Source organism: Oleiphilus sp. HI0079 (genome assembly GCF_001635105.1).
In genome coordinates this window covers 1-3,217 of the sequence record NZ_LWFT01000602.1, presented here as the reverse complement: position 1 = coordinate 3,217, position 3,217 = coordinate 1, and the positions used below count along the sequence as shown (strand labels likewise).

Below are 3,217 nucleotides of genomic sequence, written 5' to 3'. Positions count from 1 at the left end.
ATTCGTCATCATTACAATGCGGTCTGACAGTAAAACAGCCTCATCGACATCGTGCGTAATCATGATGACGGTGTTCCCTAGCTCAGCATGGATTTCCATAACCGAATCTTGAAGGTGCGCGCGAGTTAACGCGTCCAACGCGCCAAAAGGTTCATCCATCAACAAAACCTTAGGCTCCATCGACAAAGCTCTTGCAATACCGACGCGCTGCTTCATTCCCCCAGAGATTTCAGAAGGCAGCTTATCGAGTGCGTGTGTCATGTGCACCAATTCAAGGTTGTGCGACACCCAATCTTTGATTTCGGCCTTCGAGCGGTCTTTACTCGTTTGCTTTACCGCCAACTCGACATTCTTGTAGACGCTCAACCATGGAAGCAAAGAGTGGTTTTGGAAAACCACGGCTCTATCTGGGCCCGGCTCTGTCACTTCCTTACCATCAAGAATGACACCACCGTTTGTCGCCTGATGAAGCCCGGCCACAATGTTCAAGACCGTCGACTTACCGCATCCAGAATGCCCAATAAGTGAGATAAACTCGCCTTCTTTGACGTTTAAGTTTACATCCTGCAAGGCCGTAAAAGGCCCTTTTGGAGTAGGGAAATCAATACCAACTTGCGTCAGCTCTAAGTGTGATTTAGACATCGTATTCTCCTGTTATCGCAAGTCAGCGGTTTTGTCCCAGCTCACATGTTTTTGCACTGCAAGCATCATGCGATCAAGTAAAAACCCAATGAGGCCGATCGATAGAACCGCAACCATAATGCGCGCCAACGAGGCCGAGCTTCCATTTTGGAATTCATCCCAAACAAATTTACCAAGACCCGGGTTCTGAGCAAGCATCTCGGCTGCGATCAATACCATCCAACCTATCCCGAGTGACAAACGTAAACCGGTAAAAATAGCTGGGATCGCAGAAGGCATAACGATTTTCGTTATGTGTTTCATTGGACTAAGGCGCAGTACTTTGCTCACGTTGACGAGGTCACGGTCGATACTAGAGACACCAACGGCGGTATTGATTAGCGTCGGCCACAGGCAACACAACGAGACTGTGACCGCCGAAGTGATAAAAGACTTGGAAAAGAAAGGATCATCCGTCACATAAACAGCACTGACGATCATCGTCACTAGAGGCAGCCATGCCAGCGGAGAAACCGGCTTAAACAACTGAATAAGCGGATTAATCGCTGAATACGCTGACTTGCTTAAACCACATAAAATTCCTAAAGGCACGGCAATCAATGAGGCAAAAATAAAGCCTGTTGCGACCGTGACAAGGCTGGTTAAAATCTGTTGGAAGAACGTAGGAGCTCCGGTGAAAGGGCGAATTTTCGGCTCATAGCTCGGATCTTGCGCTAAACGCGCTGCATTACGCTTCTCTTGTCGCTCGTAAAATGCTTCTGCTTTCGCAACTTCTGCGTAATGCTCATTAATCAGGTTTTTTGATTGCTCCAACACTTGTACCGGCCCAGGAAATTTTCCAAGGGAGGTATCAATGTTTTGCGCGACCACGTTCCAAAGCGCTAAAAACAGCGTCAAACCAAGCAAGGGCAATGCAAGCGCGGTAGACCATTGTTTCAGTTTATCTGCAGTCAGCATTTTGATGCCATTTGAGGGCATTACAGCCTGTTTAAACATAGTACTCATCTCCAGACCGGTCACTAGCACTAAGTTACTAGTGACCGATACTCTTTTCTAAATTTGGTCTTTCGATTTCAACCCGATCGGGAAGTTCTCCAGATATGCATTGGGCTTCGTGCCATCGTAAGTCTGGCCATCAATAAACTCTGACTGCGGCGGTTTAAAGCCGGTTTCAGACGCAAACTCAGGGAAGTCAGACGCCTTGGCCTTACCTTCAGCGATCAGTGCCTTAGCCGCGACAGCATAAATGTCAGGTCGATAAACCTTCTTTGCGGTTTCCATATACCAGTCATCCGACTTGTGCTCAGAAATCTGGCCCCAACGACGCATCTGCGTGAGATACCAAATAGCATCGCTGTAATATGGATAGGTAGCGTTGTAACGGAAGAACACATTGAAATCTGGTACTTCACGCTTGTCGCCTTTCTCGTACTCAAACGTACCCGTCATGCTGTTTGCGATCACTTCTTCATCAGCGCCCACGTACGATGGTTTCGCTAGAATTTTCACCGCTTCTGGACGGTTAGCGTTATTATTTTCGTCTAACCACATTGCTGCTCGGATCATTGCTTTCACAACTCGCGCATGCGTATTTGGATATTTCTCGGCCCACTCATTGCTCACGCCAAAGACTTTCTCTGGATTGTTCTTCCAGATCTCGTAATCCGTAATGACTGGAACACCAATGCCTTTAAAGACCGCTTGCTGATTCCATGGTTCACCCACGCAGTAACCATAAATGGTGCCGGCTTCCATGGTCGCAGGCATCTGCGGTGGAGGCGTAACAGAAAGTAGAGCATCTGCATTTATCTGGCCGCTGGTATCGCCCTTATGAGGCGCATAGTAACCAGGATGAATTCCGCCAGCAGCGAGCCAGTAGCGAAGTTCATAGTTGTGCGTAGAAACAGGGAATACCATCCCCATATTGAAAGGCTTACCTTCACTTTTATACTTTTCAACAACCGGTTTTAATGCATCCGCCTTAATTGGGTGCACCGGCTTACCGTCCTCATGAGGGATATTTGGCTTCATCTGCGCCCAAATATCGTTGGAAACGGTAATACCGTTACCGTTTAGATCCATACTGAACGCTGTAATGATGTGCGCCTGCGTACCAAATCCGATTGTCGCGCCAAGAGGCTGACCTGCCAGCATATGCGCTCCATCCAATTGACCGTCTATAACGCGGTCTAGAAGCACTTTCCAGTTAGCCTGAGCTTCCAAGGTGACATACAAGCCCTCATCTTCGAAGTAACCTTTTTCGTAAGCAATTGCTAAAGGCGCCATGTCTGTCAGCTTGATAAAGCCAAACTTAAGCTCTTCTTTTTCTGGCCAACCCAATTCCTGAGCCTGCACAGATGTTCCAAGTAATGCACCCGTTGCGGCCAGCGTCACCGTAATAGCAGTAAACTTGGTCTTTATTGACTTCAAAAGTCCGTGTTTTTTCATGCTCTACTCCAGCGTGATATCAATATTTTTTCAAAAAAAAACCCGCAAAGCCTCTCGGAGAGGAGACTAAGCGGGCAACGTTGCCTGGCGCATTGAAGGCCACTATGCCTTCAACCGCTTCTTGTCC

Annotated in this window: 3 protein-coding genes; all 3 read right to left on the bottom strand. The window is 47.7% G+C overall.

The annotated features are described in order from the left end of the window. On the bottom strand, nt 1–642 hold a 642-nt coding region (locus A3750_RS10550), incomplete at its 3' end, for an ABC transporter ATP-binding protein (RefSeq protein ID WP_068548250.1). Between the two features lie 12 nt (nt 643–654). Beyond that, the gene (locus tag A3750_RS10545; RefSeq protein ID WP_068456414.1) at nt 655–1,599 is read right to left on the bottom strand and encodes an ABC transporter permease; all 945 of its coding nucleotides are present in this window, start codon (nt 1,597–1,599) and stop codon (nt 655–657) included. 96 nt (nt 1,600–1,695) lie between these two features. After that, on the bottom strand, nt 1,696–3,090 hold the full coding sequence (locus A3750_RS10540; RefSeq protein ID WP_068466202.1) for a CmpA/NrtA family ABC transporter substrate-binding protein: 1,395 nt from the start codon (nt 3,088–3,090) through the stop codon (nt 1,696–1,698). Nucleotides 3,091–3,217: the final 127 nt, after the last annotated feature.